This is a genomic window from Frondihabitans peucedani, assembly GCF_039537585.1.
Lineage (GTDB): Bacteria > Actinomycetota > Actinomycetes > Actinomycetales > Microbacteriaceae > Frondihabitans > Frondihabitans peucedani.
The window spans coordinates 2,215,025-2,230,795 of the sequence record NZ_BAABAU010000001.1 but is presented as its reverse complement, the minus strand read 5'-3'; the positions used below and the strand labels follow the sequence as shown (position 1 = coordinate 2,230,795).

The window sequence follows — 15,771 nt, the reverse complement described above, 5'->3', positions numbered from 1 at the left end:
CCGACGTGGTCGACCAAAGAGTGTCCGCTCCCCGGTGGCGGGAGCGGGTGCAGGCGGGCTGTGCCGCGGGCCGAGGCCCTGAGGCGCGCTGGGCGCGGCTCTGCGTGGTGGGTGTGGTGCTGGCTGCGGACTCGCGGCTACGCGGCGCGGCGCTCGGCGGCTGGGATCGTGGATGCGATCGGGGCGGCGAAGGAGGGACGCTCGACGGCGGTTGTCGTCTCGACCGTGGTCTTGGTTGTCTTCTTCATCATGTCCTCCCGAGGCATACGCAGTGTGTCGTCTATCCGGACCGGAATCGGCCTCGACCGCCCTGCGGTCGGCTGCACGCAGCCTTACAGGATAGGGCTGGGACGATCCTGAGCACAAGGACCAATCCCGGTGGGAGGTTGATCGGAGGTTCGCGTCTCAGTGGAAGAAGTGGCGCTCGCCCGTGAAGTACATCGTGACACCGGCGGCCTGGGCCGCAGCGACGACCCCCTCGTCGCGGATCGACCCACCGGGCTGGACGACGGCGCGCACCCCCGCCTCGAGCAGGACCTCGAGGCCGTCGGCGAACGGGAAGAACGCGTCGGACGCGGCGACGGAGCCGGCAGCCCGCTCGCCCGCGCGGTCGACCGCCAGGTGGCAGGAGTCGACCCGGTTGACCTGGCCCATGCCGACGCCGACCGAGGCTCCCTCGTGAGCGAGCAGGATCGCGTTCGACTTCACCGAGCGGCAGGCCGCCCAGGCGAACTCGAGGTCGGCGCGCGTCTCGTCGTCGGCCTCCTCGCCCGCGACGAGCTGCCAGCGAGAAGAGTCGAAGCCGGTGAAGCGGTCGCTGTCTTGGAGGAGCAGGCCGCCCGAGATCTGCTTGACCTCGCGGTCGGCGAGCGCGAAGCCCTCGGGCAGGCGGAGCAGGCGGATGTTCTTCTTCGTGCGCAGGATCTCGAGAGCGTCGTCGTCGAAGGCGGGCGCGACGACGACCTCGGTGAAGATGTCCTTCACGGTCTCGGCCATTGCGCGGGTGACGGGACGGTTCGCCGCGATCACGCCGCCGTAGGCCGAGACGGGGTCGCAGGCGTGAGCGCGAGCGTGAGCGTCGGCGATCGGGTCGGGCGCGAGCGGGCCGCCGACGGCGATGCCGCAGGGGTTCGCGTGCTTGATGATCGCGACGGCCGGGTCTTCGAAGTCGTACGCCGCACGCACGGCCGCATCGGCGTCGACGTAGTTGTTGTACGACATCTCCTTGCCGTGGAGCTGCTCGGCCTGCGCGATGCCGCGACTGCCGGGCTGGGCGTAGATGGCGGCGCGCTGGTGTGAGTTCTCGCCGTAGCGGAGGGTGTGCTGGAGCTCGGCGGTGACGGTGAGCTCGGCCTCGAAGTCGGCCGCATCATCGTGCAGGACCGGCTCGCGAGCCGCCTCGTGCTCGGCCCGCACCCCGACGTTCTCGGCGAAGTACGCCGCCACGGCCGTGTCGTAGGAGGCCGTGTGGGCGAAGGCCTCTCCGGCGAGGCGCTGACGCTGCGCGAGCGTGGTGCCGCCGAGCGTGAGGGCCTTGACGATCTGCGGGTACGACGCGGGCGACACGGCGATGGCGACGTTGGCGTGGTTCTTCGCCGCGGCGCGGACCAGGGCGGGCCCGCCGATGTCGATGTTCTCGATGACCGTCGGCGTCTCGGCACCCGAGGCGACCGTCTCGACGAACGGGTAGAGGTTCACGACGACGAGCTCGAACGCGGCGATGCCGAGGTCGCGGAGCTGGTCTTCGTGCGACTCGAGGCGGAGGTCGGCGAGCACGCCCGCGTGGATCGCGGGGTGGAGGGTCTTCACCCGGCCGTCGAGCGACTCGGGGAACCCGGTGACCGCGCTGACGTCGGTCACGGCGAAGCCGGCGTCGCGGATGGTCTGCGCCGTCGAGCCCGTCGAGACCATCTCGACGCCCGAGGCCGCCAGCGCGGTCGCCAGCTCGACGAGGCCGGTCTTGTCGCTGACCGAGAGGAGCGCCCGCCGGATCACCACGGCGTCGCGGTCGCGGTACAGGCTGGGGTCGATGGCGTGGCCGCTCATGCGTGGGTCGTCTCCGTGAGGTCGAGGGTTCCGTTGGCGATGTCGAGGATGCTCGTGACGAGGAGGCGGCGCTCGACGACCTTGATGCGGTCGTGGAGCGTCGCCTCGGAGTCGCCCGGCAGGACGGGGATGCGCTCCTGGGCGAGGATCGGACCGGAGTCGACGCCGTTGTCGACCACGATCACGCTGGCTCCGGTCTCGGCCACGCCCGCGGCGAGCGCGTCGCGGACGCCGTGCGCCCCCGGGAACTCGGGCAGGTAGGCCGGGTGCGTGTTGATGAGGCGCGGGCTCAGCGCCGCGACGAAGCGCGGCGGCAGCAGCCGCATGAAGCCGCTCAGGACGACGAGGTCGGCGTCCCACTGCTGCACCTGCGCGAGCAGCTCGTCGCCCCAGGCCTCGCGGCCGTCGAAGCTCGAGAACGGCACCGAGAAGGTCGGGATGCCGAAGGCCTCGGCGTGGGCGAAACCGTCGGCCTCGCGGTCGGCACCGACGGCGACGACGCGGGCCGGGTACTCGACGTCGTGCGCGGCTTCGAGGAGGGCCCGCAGATTCGAGCCTCCGCCGGAGATGAGCACGACGAGCTTCAGCACCCGCCAAGCCTAGCGTGGCGCCTCAGCGCCGCAGGTCGTCGAGCTTCTCGGTGGGGACGGCGTCGGCCGGGGTCGGGGTGGTGGAGCTGGTGCGCGAGTCGCCCGTGTCGCGCGTGCCGCCCGAGTCGCGGCTGCCACCCGATGCGCCCGTACTGCGCGAGTCGCCCGTGCTCCCCGGGGCGCCGCGGCTCGGGAGCCGGTCGCCGACGGCGGCGGTCAGGTCGCCGAGCGTGACCGCGGGCTGCCGCACGATCAGGGCCAGCACGGCCGGGACGGCGACCTCGAGCGCGGCGAACGCGCCGACGACGAGACCGTCGGGGCCTACGGCCACGAGGCGGCCCGGGCCCGCCGATCCTGCTGAGAAGCCGGTCGCGAGCCCGATCACGAGGCCCGCTGCGACACCGGTCGAGACACCGGCGACGGCGCGCATCACGAGGGTGTCGTCGGAGCCGAGCGCCCGCTCGACGGCGGGGCGGAAGAGCGTGATGACGACGAACGACGCCACGACGGGGACCAGGATGCCGATGAACCCGAAGGTCGGCGACGACGTCGGGAGGGCGCCGAGGAGCGGGATCGCGGGCATCGGCCCGATTGTCGTGCCGAGGGGCGAGACCGAGGATCCTGCGCCCAGGGCGAACCCCGGGCCGATCAGCCACGACGCCGCCCAGGCGATCGCATTCGGCACCAGGGCGATCTGGCCGAGCGTCAGCGCGAGACCGCCGAGGCCGCCAGCGTGGGCGCCCTCGTACAGGGTGATGATCGACGCGTAGTGGGTCAGCAGCAGCAGGCCGACCACGACGCCCGAGACGGCGAAGACGATCACGGCGACGCTGAGACCCGCGCGCACGGCGACTCCCGCGACCGAGCGACCGATCTCGGGGATGCGCCCGAGGGCGTCCAGGATCGCGCCGGTCACCGGGTCGGGGTCGGCCCCGCGCCGTCGACGGTTCACCTCGGCCGCCACCAGGAGGGGGACGGCGTAGACCAGGGTCGGCAGGAGGACGCTCTGGATGCCTGCGATCCGGACGAGGGGCTGATGCGCGGAGGCGGCGATCAGCGCCGCGAGGACGGCGAACGTGGCGATCGCGGTGCCGCTGCCGAGCGCGCGGTGGCGGGTCTCGGCGATCCTGCGGCCCGTCCGGGCGCCGAGGAGCACGGTCGCGAGCGCGAACCCGAGGGCCGCGATGGTCACGACGATCGGGGCCCCGGCCCCGGAGATACCGGTGGCAGCCGCGGCCGACTTCGAGAGCGTGAAGGTGAGATCGACCCCGTGGCCGACGAGCCAGATGTCGACGCCGGCGCGCCAGAAGACGAGCCAGTCGATCTGGAGGCCGTACTGGAACGCCCAGAGGAACGTCAGGGCGACGACGGGGACGCCCACGCCGATGCCCACGACGAGGAGGGACTCGAGCGCGGCGAAGACGGCGGTTGCGGGGCGGTTCATACGGCGACGACTGTACCTCGGGGCACCGACGCCGGAGGACCGCCCCGCCGCCCCTCAGGCTCCCGACACGCAAATCGGCCCCGGTCACGCAGCGTGCTGCGTGTCCGGGGCCGGAATGCGTGCTGTGGGCGAGCCGACTCAGCCCGCGAGCTGGCCGTACACCTCGCGCAGAAGCGCGGCGGTCTCGGACGGCGTCTTGCCGACCTTGACGCCGGCGGCCTCGAGGGCCTCCTTCTTGGCCTGCGCGGTGCCCGCCGATCCGGAGACGATCGCGCCCGCGTGACCCATGGTCTTGCCCTCGGGCGCGGTGAACCCTGCCACGTAGCCGACGACCGGCTTCGTGACGTGCGCCTTGATGAAGTCGGCTGCGCGCTCTTCGGCGTCGCCGCCGATCTCGCCGATCATGACGATCGCCTTCGTCTCGGGGTCGTTCTCGAACGCCTCGAGCGCGTCGATGTGGGTCGTGCCGATGACGGGGTCGCCGCCGATGCCGATGGCGGTGGAGAAGCCGAGATCGCGCAGCTCGAACATCATCTGGTAGGTCAGGGTGCCCGACTTCGAGACGAGCCCGATCGGGCCCTTGCCGGTGATGTTGTTCGGCGTGATGCCGACCAGCGACTCGCCGGGCGTGATGATGCCGGGGCAGTTCGGGCCGATGATGCGCGTCGCGCCGCCCTTCGACTTCGCGAGCGCCCAGAACTCCGCTGCGTCCTGCGCGGGGATGCCCTCGGTGATGACGACGACGAGCGGGATGCCGGCCTCGATGGCCTCGACGACGGCGTCCTTCGCGAACGCCGGCGGCACGAAGACGATCGACACGTCGGCGCCGGTGGTCTCGATCGCCTCGGCGACCGTTCCGAAGACGGGGAGCTCGACGTCGCCGTGCGTGACGGTGGTGCCGGCCTTGCGGGCGTTGACCCCGCCGACCACCTGCGTGCCGGCCTTGAGCATGAGGGCCGTGTGCTTGGTGCCCTCGCCGCCGGTGATGCCCTGGACGATGACCTTGTTGTCTTTGTTGAGGAAGATCGACATGTCTGTTGGTGCCCTTTACTTCGAAGCGAGCTCGGCGGCCTTGTCGGCAGCCTCGTCCATGGTCGGTACGACGGTCACGAGCGGGTGGTTCGCCTCCGCCAGGATGCGGCGCCCCTCGTCGACGTTGTTGCCGTCGAGGCGGACCACGAGCGGCTTCGTCGCGGCGTCGCCCAGGATGCCGAGGGCTGCGACGATCCCGTTGGCGACCGCGTCGCAGGCGGTGATGCCGCCGAAGACGTTGACGAAGACGCTCTTGACCTGCGAGTCGCCCAGGATGACGTCGAGGCCGTTGGCCATGACCTCGGCGCTCGCCCCGCCGCCGATGTCGAGGAAGTTCGCCGGCTTCACGCCGTTGTGCTTCTCGCCGGCGTAGGCGACGACGTCGAGCGTCGACATGACGAGGCCCGCGCCGTTGCCGATGATGCCGACCTCGCCGTCGAGCTTCACGTAGTTGAGGCCGGCCGCCTTGGCCTTGGCCTCGAGCGGGTCGGCCGCCTCGGCGTCTTCGAGCTCGGCGTGGTTCGGGTGCCGGAAGTCGGCGTTCTCGTCGATCGAGACCTTGCCGTCGAGAGCGACGATGTCGCCCTGCTCGGTCAGGACCAGCGGGTTGACCTCGACGAGGCTGGCGTCTTCGCCGGTGTACACGTCGTAGAGCTTGACCAGGACCGGCGCGACCTTCTCGATGAGGTCGTCGGGGAAGCCGCCGGCCTTCGCGATGGCCTTGGCCTTCTCGAGGTCGATGCCGGTCAGCGGGTCGACCTCGACGCGGGCGAGGGCCTCGGGGCGCTCGACCGCGAGCTCCTCGATCTCCATGCCGCCCTCGACGCTGCACAGCGACAGGTACGAGCGGTTGGCCCGGTCGAGGAGCACCGAGAAGTAGAACTCCTGCTTGATCTGCGCGCCGCCGGCGACCATGACCCGCTTGACCTCGTGGCCCTTGATGTCGAGCCCCAGGATCGCCTCGGCGGCAGCCTCGGCGTCGTCGGGGGTCTTCGCGACCTTAACTCCGCCGGCCTTGCCGCGGCCGCCGACCTTGACCTGCGCCTTGACGACGGTCACGCCGCCGATCTTCTCGGCCGCCGCCCTCACCTCGGCCGGGGTGTCTGCGATGAGCCCCGGCAGGACCGGCACGCCGTAGGCCTCGAAGAGGTCTCGGGCCTGGTACTCGAAAAGATCCACGCTGTTCTTCCAATCCGCATCTCTGCGTCATCACGTCTCTGCGTCGTCACGGTCGTCAGGATCACGACCGGGGACTGCACCCGAGGATGCCGGAGCCCCGTCCGCACTCGTCTCGAGCTCTCTCGACATCGAGACATCGGGCCGGGGTCAGCCTAGCGCTTCCGGCCTTTCCGGAGCCTGCAGAGAGCCCTGTCCCGCTCGCCGGGGGCCGTGCCGACGCGACCACGGGCCGACCCGCTTCGACCGGGCCGTCCCCCTCTCTCGGGCCGATCCGCGGCGGCGGGAGTACAACGGCGCCATGAGCGAATCAGATGCCCCCTTCAGCGACGACGACACCGAGACCCGCTTCGAGGAGAGCCAGCAGATCGTGACCAACGACGCGGTCGCCGGTGAGACCGTGGAGCAGGGCGTGGGCGAGGGGAACGACGGCCCGACGGGCGGCTCTCCGCGCGAGGGCGAGCCCTACGAGGCCCCGAACGACCTCGAGGGCGACGAGGTCGACCTCCCCGAGGAGTAGCGGACCTCTCCTCCACCGACGGCCGCCGGGCGTGATCCCTCCCCAGGGACGCCCCGGCGGCCGTCCCGCGCCCGGGAGATCCGCGAGGGTCGGCCCATGTTCACACCACTTCGGATGTCCGGCCCACCCCTCGACCGGCGTCGGAGGCGCCCCGGCGCTCTCCTCGCCCTCGCGATCCTGCTCGTCGCCTTCACCGCGGCGTCCCTCGTCCGCTCCTCGCCCGCCCACGCGCTGACCTCCTCCGGCCACGGCGTCGGCTACCTGTCTGCGGCCGACGGCACGTCCTGGCTCGGCTCCTACCGCATGGACGACGGCCGCCTCGGATTCTGCCTCGACGTCGGCAGGCTCTCCCCGGTCGGCCACTCCTACACGACCACCGCGACCTCGCAGATCTCCGGCACCACTGCCGAGCAGACCGCGAGGCTGGCATTCATCGCGAGGTCGTTCGCCTTCACGCCGTCGGCCGACGATGCCGCCGCCGCGCAGCTCGCCGTCTGGACCATCACCGGCCTGCACGGTCACTCGCAGGCCTACTACGCGGGGCGAGCGGGCGGTCGCGCGGCCGCCGTCGTGACTCGGGCGAACGAGATCCTGCGCTCCGCGGCCGCTCAGGCGTCGATCCGCGCGGAGGCGACGGTCGACCTGCGACTCGACGATCGAGGCGTGGCCAGCGTCCAGACCGACATCGCCGCGGTGCACCCCGACGGCACGAGGACGACAGTGCCGAAGGGCACGTACAGCGGCGTCCTGAAGCTGCTCCACGCGAAGCTGCCGAACGGCTCGTCCTCCGGGTCGGTCGCCAACGGCACCAGGATCGCGCTCACCGCCGACACCAGCGCCTCCCGCGTCGCGATCCGGGCCGACGCCACCTTCACCGCCCTCAAGATCGGCGGGCAGGTGACGGTCGGCTCGAGTGCCGCCGGGTCTCAGCGACTCCTCTACTCGGCGGGCGCCAAGGGCGTGGCGACGGCCATTGCGACGGCGTCCGCGCTCTCTCCGAGACCCTTCCGGCCGCGGGTCGTGACGCAGACGAGCCGGGCCCAGGTGTCGCCCGACGCCGAGCTGCGCGACCGTCTCACCGTCTCTGCCGCTCCGGGCGAGGGTCTGCTCGGCGAGTGGGGCCGCTACCGCTCGGGCGACACCACCGCGCCCATCCCGGTCACCGTGAAGAGCCGCCTGCTCGGGCCCTTCGCCGACGCGGTGCGGCCGTCGGCCGAGTGGCCTGCCTCGGCGCCGGTCGTCTGCACGGTGAGCACCGCCTTCACCGACGGCCCTGGTACCGCCACGACGCCGGCCTGCCGGGTCCCCGAGACCGGGCACTACGTCTGGGTCGAGACGATCGAGCCCGCAGACACCCCCGCCGACCGCGGGCGTGACCGCGTCGAGGCCTGGAGGTCGCCCTTCGGCACGGCGAGCGAGGCCACGTTCAGCCCGTCCGGCGTGTCCGTGCACACCACGGTCGCCGACGAGACGCTCGAGGCCGGCGGATGCGCCGTCGACGAGCTCGACATCACGGGCCTCTCGACCGGCGGCGACTCGCACGACGGGGTCGAGGTCGAGTCGCTGCTGCTCGGACCGTACGACGCGCCTGTCGCCGACGGGACAGACCTCTCCGACCTGGGTGCAGCCCCGGTCGCCGGGACCACCACCACTCGCCTGGCAGCGGACGGCAGCTACACCACGCCGTGTCTCCGGGTCTCGGAGCCCGGGCACTACGTGTTCGTGTTCCGGTCCGCAGGATCCGCGCCCGACGCGTCGGGCCACCGCGAGATCGCGCCGTTCTCCGACCTCGTCGCCCACGCCCCGGAGATGCTCACGGTCGCGGCGCCCGAGAAGCCGACCGCGCCTCCGACCACGCCCGCCGTGGTGACGCCGCCGGCCACCACTCCCCCGGTGGCGACTCCGCCCGTGACCGCGCCGCCCGTCACCCCCGCAGTGGTCGTCCCGCGTGCGACGCGGACGCCGAGGCCGCAGCCCGCCGCGCTCGCCTTCACGGGAAGCTCGAGCACGGCAGGGCTCCTCGCCCTCGGCGGGCTCGGCGTCAGCCTCGGCGCCCTCTCGCTCGGAGGCCGGGCGCTGCTCCGCCGCCGACGCGCCCGCCTCGGCTAGGCCTCGACCGGCCACCCGTAGAACGACAGGCGGTCCGGCGGGCCGGGCTCAGAGCCCGGCCTGCCGGACCGCCGGCGCACCGGACCGCCAAGACGGCTAGACCTTCTCGATCGGCGCGACCTTGATCAGGAGCTTCTTCCGGCCGGCGGTGTCGAACTGCACCTCGGCGATCCGGCGCGGACCCACACCGGTGACGGCCACCACACGCCCCTCGCCGAAGTCGACGTGCGAGATCCTGTCGCCGGCTTCGAGCTCGAGGTCGCCGTTGTCGCGGACGGTGCCCGTGACGCGGTTGGCCCACTCGGTCTTCGGCTTCGTCTTCGAGGCCGCCGTCGCGCGGTCGTAGCTGCCTCCACCGAAGCCGCCGCCCGCACGGGCCCGGCCGCCGAAGCCGCCGCTGTCGCCGCCGAGACCCCCGTCTCGTCGCGCGTTGAGCGCCCGCGGCTGCGTGCCGCCCCGGCTGGTCGCCATGCCGGGCGACTGCTTCCAGTCGATCAGCTCGACCGGGATCTCCTGGAGGTACCGCGACGGCATCGCCACGTTGACCTCGCCGAACTGCGCCCTGGTCATCGCGAGCGAGAGGAACAGCTTCTTCCTGGCGCGCGTGATGCCGACGTAGAACAGCCGGCGCTCCTCGGCCGGGCCGCCCGGCTCGGAGGCGGACATGCGGTGCGGCAGGAGGTCTTCTTCGACCCCGGTCAGGAAGACCGCCTCGTACTCCAGGCCCTTGGCCGTGTGGAGGGTCATGAGCGAGACGGTCCCGCTCGAGTCGTCGAGGTCGTCGGCCGCGGCGACGAGGGTGACCTCCGTGAGGAAGTCGAGGAGGGTGCCCTCGGGGTTGTTCTTCTGGAACTCGCGGGTCACGGCCACGAGCTCGTCGATGTTCTCGGCGCGGGCCTCGTCTTGAGGATCGCGCGAGGCGCGCAGGGCGTCGACGATCCCGCTGCCCTCGATGAGCGCGGTCAGGATGTCGCTGACCGGCGCGGTCGCGGACGTCGCCGACACGTCGTCGAGCAGCTTCGCGAGCCCCGTGATGGCACCGGTGACCTTCGGCCCGAGGCCGAGCTCGGACGCGTTCCGGAGCGCGTCGCGGAGCCCCACCTCGTGCTGGTCGGCGTACCGCTGCAGGGCCGTCTCGGTCGCCGGTCCGATCCCGCGCTTGGGAACGTTCATGATGCGGCGGAGCGCCATCGGGTCGGCGGGGTTCGCCACGGAGATCAGGTACGCCATGGCGTCTTTGATCTCGGCGCGCTCGTAGAACTTGGTGCCGCCCAGCACCCGGTACGGGATCGCGGAGCGGATGAAGATCTCTTCGAGGGCTCTGGTCTGGGAGTTGGTGCGGTAGAAGACGGCCATGTCTTTGTACGCCATGCCGTCGTCGTGCAGGGTCGCGATCTCGTCGGCCACGAACTGCGCCTCGTCGTGCCCGGTGTAGCCCGTGAAGCCCGTGATCTTGTCGCCCGAGCCGACCGTCGTGAAGAGGTTCTTGGCCTGGCGGTCGAAGTTGTTGGCGATGACGGCGTTGGCCGCGTCGAGGATGTTCTGCGTCGACCGGTAGTTCTGCTCGAGCAGGATCACCTTCGAGTTCGGGAAGTCGTGCTCGAACTCGGTGATGTTGCGGATGTCCGCACCCCGGAAGGCGTAGATCGACTGGTCGGAGTCGCCGACCACGGTGAGCGAGGCGCCCGGGATCCGGCCGCTCCCGTCGCGGAGGCTGGCGACGAACTGCCCGCCCCGCTCGAGGTCCTCGACGAGCTCCGGGTCGACGGGGCGCGTCAGCTCGCGGATCAGCGCGTACTGCGCGTGGTTGGTGTCTTGGTACTCGTCGACCAGGATGTGACGGAACCGACGCTGATAGACCGCCGCCACGTGCGGGAACGCCCGGAACAGGTAGACCGTCTGCGCGATGAGGTCGTCGAAGTCGAAGGCGTTGGCCCGCTGCAGCTCTCGGGTGTACTGGCGGAAGATCTCGAGGAACATGACCTCCTGCGGGTCGCCCAGGTTGATCTGCCGGGAGTAGCTCTCGACGTCGCTCAGCTCGTTCTTGAGCTTCGAGATCTTGCCCGAGGCCTGGCTCACGGTGAAGCCCAGCGAGTCGGCGTCGAGCTCCTTGAGGATCCGCTTGAGGAGGGCGCGCGAGTCGGCGGAGTCGTAGATCGTGAAGCTCTTCGTGAAGCCGAACTGCTCGGCCTCCCGGCGCAGGATGCGGACGCAGGCGGAGTGGAACGTCGAGATCCACATGCCCTCCGACGACTGCCCGATCAGCTGGGCGACGCGCTCGCGCATCTCGGCGGCGGCCTTGTTCGTGAAGGTGATGGCGAGGATCTGGCTGGGCCAGGCCTCTCCGGAGTCGATGAGCCCCGCGATCCTGCGCGTCAGCACGCTGGTCTTGCCCGAGCCCGCCCCGGCGACAATGAGCAGCGACTGCCCGCGGTACTCGACGGCCTCTCTCTGCTGCGGGTTGAGGCCGGCGACGAGCCGGTCGCCGAACGAGCCGCCGACGCCGGGGCCGCTGGGCGCGCCAGGGCCGCGAGTGGGTTCGGAGGGTTCGAGCACGATCGTCATGGTCGTACCAGCTTAAGCGCGGGCACCGACATCGTCGGCCGTGATCCTGCGCCCCGTCCACGGCCTCCGCGATGCCGGCGGCCGCTCAGGAGTCCCGGCCGAGGGCATCGCGCCCGAGGGCTTCGACGACGAGGTCGGGGTAGTCGGCGAACACCCCGTCGACGCCCGTCGCTGCCACGCGTTCGAGCTCCGTCCGCCAGTCGCCGCGCTCGGCCTTGTCGCCGCTCGTGCGGAAGGCCCGGCTGACGAAGGCGTTCTCGGGGCGGAGGGTCCACGTGAAGACGTCCAGCCCCAGCGCGTGGGCGCGGTCGACCAGCGCAGGATCCGCGACCCCGGCCCCATCGATAAGCATCTTCTTGTCGAGGCTGATGCCGTCGAGCCCCGCCCGGCGGGCCAGGTCGGCGAGCGCGGCAGGCTCGAGCTGCTCCCGGTAGGTCGTGGCTGCGGATCCGTCTCGCGCGACGAGGTCGAAGGGAGCACCGGCCTTCTCGAGGAGGTACACCCGCCGCCCCGAGACCCCCCGGTCACCGAGCTCCATCAGCACCGAGCTCTCGAAGCTCTCGACCGTCAGCCGCGGATCGTCCGACCAGCCGGCGCGCGCGTACTCGGCCGCCACCAGCTCGTCGAGCGGCAGGCCGACCGATGCGAAGTACGTGGCGTGCTTGATCTCGGCGACGAGTCCGACCGGGCCGGCGGGGCGACCCCGCGCGTCGTCCTCGTCCAGGATCGCGAGGAGGTCGGCCAGCCTCTGGATCCTGCCCTCGCCGTCGTGCGCGGCCGACGCCGGCCGGAGGTGCGGCAGGCGCTCCCGGATGCGGAGTCCCTCGAGCTCGGCCCAGGTGAAGTCCTCGGTGAACCAGCCCGTCACGGCCACGCCGTCGATCTCCTTGGTGGTCCGCCTGTCGGCGAACGAGGCGTGGTCGGCGACATCGGTGGTCCCGGAGATCTCGTTCTCATGGCGCAGGATCAGCACGCCGTCGCGGGTCGAGACGATGTCCGGCTCGATCGCGTCGGCACCCTGCGCGACTGCCAACCGATACGCCGCCTCTCCGTGCTCGGGCCGGTGCCCGGAGGCTCCGCGATGGGCGATGACGATCGGGCGACGGCTCACGAGGGAACGCTAGCGCGCGGGTCTGAACGACCCGCGATTCGCGGGCCGCAAACCTTCAGACCGTGCAGTTATGCCGTGGGCGAATCCGGCCTCTCATCAGGTGATTCCCAGTGGACTGCCTGCGCCGTTCCCGTACGCTGGGAAGCCACTACAGAAGTGCCTCACCAGCACGGATCCCCGGAGGACACATTGGCTCACTCGAATCCCGGCTTCAGTCAGTCGCCGGCCTTTTCGAACGACGGACGAGGCCTCGCCGCCTGGCAGAAGTCGCAGGCCGCGGCCGGTCAGAACGTCGTCAACGGCGGCATGACCGCCGAGCAGCTCCAGGCGATGTACAACAGCCCGAGCGCCTCGCCCGTCGACACCGACCGCATGACCTACGAAGACGTCATCGCCAAGACCGTGGGCGCCTTCGCGATCCTGGTCGTCATGGCGGCCGTCGGCTGGTTCATCCCCCAGCTCGCGATCGTCGGCGCCATCGGCGGGTTCGTCCTGGCGATGGTCAACATCTTCAAGAAGCGGCCGTCCGCTGCGCTCGTGCTCTCCTACGCGGCCCTCGAGGGCCTCTTCGTCGGCGGCATCTCGTACTTCTTCGACCAGCGCTGGCCCGGCATCGTCCCGCAGGCCGTCTTCGGCACGCTCGGCGTGTTCGCCATCACCCTGGCGCTGTTCGCCTCGGGCAAGGTGCGGGCCTCGAAGCGCGCGACGCAGATCTTCCTCGTCGCGATCGTCGGCTACGCCGCCTACACGCTGGTCAACCTCGGCCTGCAGTTCTTCAACGTCGGCGCCGCCTCGGGCACCTTCGGCCTCAGCAGCGTGACCCTCTTCGGCATCCCGCTCGGCGGGATCATCGGCATCGTCGTCGTCCTGCTCGCCGCGTACTCGCTCGTGCTCGACTTCACGCAGATCAAGGTCGGCGTCGACCGCGGCGCCCCGCGCATCTTCGGCTGGCAGGCCGCGTTCGGCCTGGTCGTCACGATCGTGTGGCTGTACACCGAGATCCTGCGCCTGCTCGCGATCTTCCGCGGCAACAACTAGCACCGGCACGACGAAGCGGGCCGCCCCCAGGGGTGGCCCGCTTCGTCGTGTCACGGCGCCGTCAGCCTCCGAGAGGCGACGAGACCGCTACTCCCACTCGATGGTGCCCGGCGGCTTCGACGTGACGTCGAGCACGACGCGGTTGACGCCGGGGACCTCGTTGGTGATGCGGTTCGAGATGCGGGCGAGCAGGTCGTACGGCAGTCTCGTCCAGTCGGCGGTCATGGCGTCCTCGGACGAGACGGGGCGCAGGACGATGGGGTGGCCGTAGGTGCGCCCGTCGCCCTGGACGCCGACCGAGCGGACGTCGGCCAGGAGCACGACCGGACACTGCCAGATCTCGCCGTCGAGGCCGGCTGCGCTGAGCTCGGTGCGGGCGATCTTGTCGGCCGCGCGGAGCAGCTCGAGGCGCTCGAAGGTGACCTCGCCGACGATGCGGATGCCGAGGCCGGGGCCGGGGAACGGCTGGCGGCCGACGATGACCTCGGGCAGCCCGAGCTCGCGGCCGATGGCCCGCACCTCGTCTTTGAAGAGGGTGCGGAGCGGCTCGACCAGCTCGAACTGGAGGTCTTCGGGGAGCCCGCCGACGTTGTGGTGGCTCTTGATGTTCGCGGTGCCGGTGCCGCCACCCGACTCGACCACGTCGGGGTAGAGGGTGCCCTGCACCAGGAACTTGACCGGCTCGCTGTCGTCCGACCCGGACGCCTCGAGCACGAGGGCCGTCGCGGCCTCCTCGAAGCTGCGGATGAACTCGCGGCCGATGATCTTGCGCTTCTGCTCGGGGTCGGAGACGCCGGCGAGCGCGTCGAGGAACTGCTCGCGCGCATCGACGGTGACGAGGCGCACGTTGGTCGCGGCGACGTAGTCGGTCTCGACCTGCTCGCGCTCGTCGGCGCGGAGCAGCCCGTGGTCGACGAAGATGCAGGTGAGCTGCTCGCCCACGGCGCGCTGGACGATCGCGGCTGCGACGGCCGAGTCGACGCCGCCGGACAGGCCGCAGATCACGCGCGAGGAGCCCACCTGGGCGCGGATGCGGTCGACTTGCTCGGCGATGACGCTGCCGCTGTTCCAGTCGGCGGGGATGCCCGCGGCGCGGTGGAGGAAGTTCTCGAGGACGGCCTGACCGTACGAGGAGTGCTTCACCTCGGGGTGCCACTGCACGCCGTAGAGCCTGCGCTCGTCGGACGCGAAGGCGGCGACCGGCGTGGACGCGCTCGACGCCAGGACCTCGAAGCCGTCGGGCGCCTTCGAGACGGAGTCGCCGTGGCTCATCCAGGTGGTCTGGTCGGACGGCTGGCCGTCGAGCAGCTTGGAGGAGGTGCCGGTGACGTGCACGTCGGTGGCGCCGTACTCGCGGAGGCCGGTGTGCGCGACCTCGCCGCCGAGGGCGACCGCCATCGCCTGGAAGCCGTAGCAGATGCCGAGGACGGGCACCTCGAGGTCGAGGATCGCAGGATCGAGAGACGGGGCGCCCTCTTCGTAGACACTCGAGGGGCCACCGCTCAGGACGATGCCCACCGGGTTCTTCGCCGCGATCTCAGCGGCGGTGATCGTGTGGGGCACGATCTCGGAGTACACGTTGGCCTCGCGTACGCGCCGGGCGATCAGCTGGGCGTACTGCGCCCCGAAGTCGACGACGAGGACGGGCTGCTGCGCGGTCTCCTCGCTCATGCCGTGGCCGCCTGGGCCAGGGTGCGCTCGGACTGCAGCGTCTCGTACTGGGACAGGGCGATCTTGGCCATGCGGTGCTCCACGAAGAAGGACAGGAAGGGGATCACGCCACCGAGAGCGATGAGCAGGAACCGCGAGAACGGCCAGCGCATGATGCTCCAGAGGCGGAAGTCGACGAACAGGTAGACGACGTAGAGCCAGCCGTGGACGATCAGGATCGTCAGCGACAGGTCGATCGCGGGGCTCCGGATCGTGCCTGCGGGGACGAAGAGCCCGCGGGAGTCGCCGAGGGCGAGCTCGGTGTGCAGACCGGAGTACTTGAGGATCATCTCGAGGCAGAGCAGGAGCAGCATCACACCGGTGACGTAGGCCGAGATCTTGTAGAGACGGACGGCCCCGGGGATCTTGGGGATGTTGCGCGGCCGGGGCTTCAGGGGCATGGGCTGAGTCTAATCGAGGTCGTCGGAGC

12 protein-coding genes are annotated in these 15,771 nt (G+C 71.0%); 3 read left to right on the top strand and 9 right to left on the bottom strand.

Features of this window, described 5'->3' with window-relative positions; all coding sequences use genetic code 11:
- Nucleotides 1–405: 405 nt before the first annotated feature.
- The 5 genes from purH to sucC all read right to left on the bottom strand — a co-directional run bounded on the left by purH (nucleotide 406) and on the right by sucC (nucleotide 6,291).
- Nucleotides 406–2,046, bottom strand: a complete 1,641-nt coding sequence (gene purH / locus ABD733_RS10460; RefSeq protein ID WP_344795734.1) for a bifunctional phosphoribosylaminoimidazolecarboxamide formyltransferase/IMP cyclohydrolase — start codon at nucleotides 2,044–2,046, stop codon at nucleotides 406–408.
- Complete coding sequence (gene purN / locus ABD733_RS10455; RefSeq protein WP_344795732.1) at nucleotides 2,043–2,636, bottom strand: phosphoribosylglycinamide formyltransferase; 594 nt, start codon at nucleotides 2,634–2,636, stop codon at nucleotides 2,043–2,045. The genes purH and purN overlap by 4 nt, the downstream gene beginning before the upstream one ends.
- 22 nt (nucleotides 2,637–2,658) lie before the next feature.
- Nucleotides 2,659–4,080 carry a cell division protein PerM gene (locus ABD733_RS10450; protein WP_344795730.1) on the bottom strand — a complete coding sequence of 474 codons (1,422 nt, stop codon included), beginning with the start codon at nucleotides 4,078–4,080 and terminating at the stop codon, nucleotides 2,659–2,661.
- Nucleotides 4,081–4,218: 138 nt separating this feature from the next.
- On the bottom strand, nucleotides 4,219–5,112 hold the full coding sequence (gene sucD, locus ABD733_RS10445; protein ID WP_344795728.1) for a succinate--CoA ligase subunit alpha: 894 nt from the start codon (nucleotides 5,110–5,112) through the stop codon (nucleotides 4,219–4,221).
- Between the two features lie 15 nt (nucleotides 5,113–5,127).
- A complete protein-coding gene (gene sucC, locus ABD733_RS10440) occupies nucleotides 5,128–6,291 on the bottom strand; it encodes an ADP-forming succinate--CoA ligase subunit beta (RefSeq protein ID WP_344795726.1) in 1,164 nt (387 codons plus the stop codon).
- Nucleotides 6,292–6,589: 298 nt separating this feature from the next.
- Here sucC and ABD733_RS10435 point away from each other — a divergent pair, with 298 nt between their 5' ends.
- Nucleotides 6,590–6,808, top strand: coding sequence for a hypothetical protein (locus ABD733_RS10435; RefSeq protein ID WP_344795724.1), 219 nt, complete (start codon nucleotides 6,590–6,592; stop codon nucleotides 6,806–6,808).
- Nucleotides 6,809–6,904: 96 nt separating this feature from the next.
- Complete coding sequence (locus tag ABD733_RS10430) at nucleotides 6,905–8,917, top strand: hypothetical protein (protein ID WP_344795722.1); 2,013 nt, start codon at nucleotides 6,905–6,907, stop codon at nucleotides 8,915–8,917.
- Nucleotides 8,918–9,013: 96 nt separating this feature from the next.
- On the opposite strand, the gene ABD733_RS10425 is transcribed toward ABD733_RS10430, so the two are convergent.
- Together ABD733_RS10425 and ABD733_RS10420 are read right to left on the bottom strand one after the other, a co-directional pair.
- Nucleotides 9,014–11,482 carry an ATP-dependent helicase gene (locus ABD733_RS10425; protein WP_344795720.1) on the bottom strand — a complete coding sequence of 823 codons (2,469 nt, stop codon included), beginning with the start codon at nucleotides 11,480–11,482 and terminating at the stop codon, nucleotides 9,014–9,016.
- Between the two features lie 85 nt (nucleotides 11,483–11,567).
- Nucleotides 11,568–12,593, bottom strand: coding sequence for a glycerophosphodiester phosphodiesterase family protein (locus tag ABD733_RS10420; protein WP_344795718.1), 1,026 nt, complete (start codon nucleotides 12,591–12,593; stop codon nucleotides 11,568–11,570).
- A gap of 189 nt (nucleotides 12,594–12,782) precedes the next feature.
- Here ABD733_RS10420 and ABD733_RS10415 point away from each other — a divergent pair, with 189 nt between their 5' ends.
- Nucleotides 12,783–13,631 (top strand): Bax inhibitor-1/YccA family protein, encoded by an 849-nt coding sequence (locus ABD733_RS10415; RefSeq protein ID WP_344795716.1) that lies wholly within the window; start codon nucleotides 12,783–12,785, stop codon nucleotides 13,629–13,631.
- Between the two features lie 87 nt (nucleotides 13,632–13,718).
- Here the strand turns inward: ABD733_RS10415 and guaA are convergent, their stop codons facing one another.
- Entirely contained in the window at nucleotides 13,719–15,302 is a 1,584-nt protein-coding gene (gene guaA, locus ABD733_RS10410; protein WP_344795714.1) for a glutamine-hydrolyzing GMP synthase, read from the bottom strand.
- Nucleotides 15,299–15,742, bottom strand: coding sequence for a DUF3817 domain-containing protein (locus ABD733_RS10405; RefSeq protein ID WP_344795712.1), 444 nt, complete (start codon nucleotides 15,740–15,742; stop codon nucleotides 15,299–15,301). The genes guaA and ABD733_RS10405 overlap by 4 nt, the downstream gene beginning before the upstream one ends.
- Between the last annotated feature and the right edge of the window lie 29 nt (nucleotides 15,743–15,771).